We start from the raw sequence: 520 nt of genomic DNA, 5'->3' as shown, positions 1-520 counted from the left end.
CGAACGTCGTCGCCGGCCGAATCGCGAACCGGTTCGGGCTCGGCGGCATCAACTGCACCGTCGACGCCGCCTGCGCCGCCTCACTGGCCGCGATGCGGACCGCGATCGCCGAACTGCTCGACGGCCGCGCCGACACCATGATCACCGGCGGTGTGTACACAGAGAACTCGATCTTCATCTACATGTGCTTCAGCAAGGTAGGCGCGCTGTCTCCGACCGGGCGGATCAGCACCTTCTCCGACCAGGCGAACGGCACCCTCCTCGGTGAGGGCATCAGCATGCTCGCCCTGCGCCGCCTCGACGACGCCGAACGCGACGGCAACCGCATCTACGCGGTCATCAAGGGCCTCGGCTCCTCCAGCGACGGCCGCTCCAAGAGCATCTACGCCCCCCGCGCCGAAGGCCAGCGCGTCGCACTCGACCGCGCCTACACGGATGCGGACTGCTCACCCGCCTCGGTCGAGCTGTTCGAGGCGCACGCCACCGGCACCGCGGTCGGCGACCGCACCGAACTCACCGC

1 protein-coding gene is annotated in these 520 nt (G+C 69.4%); it reads left to right on the top strand.

Annotated elements, in window-relative coordinates; translation table 11 throughout:
* Positions 1 to 520: beta-ketoacyl synthase N-terminal-like domain-containing protein (locus tag R3P93_RS24540; RefSeq protein WP_317534367.1), on the top strand; the 520-nt coding region annotated here is incomplete at both ends.

It is taken from the genome of Rhodococcus cerastii (assembly GCF_033042195.1).
Taxonomy (GTDB): Bacteria; Actinomycetota; Actinomycetes; order Mycobacteriales; family Mycobacteriaceae; genus Rhodococcoides.
Note: the sequence above shows the minus strand (reverse complement) of the source record. Positions and strands in the feature narration are given on the sequence as shown.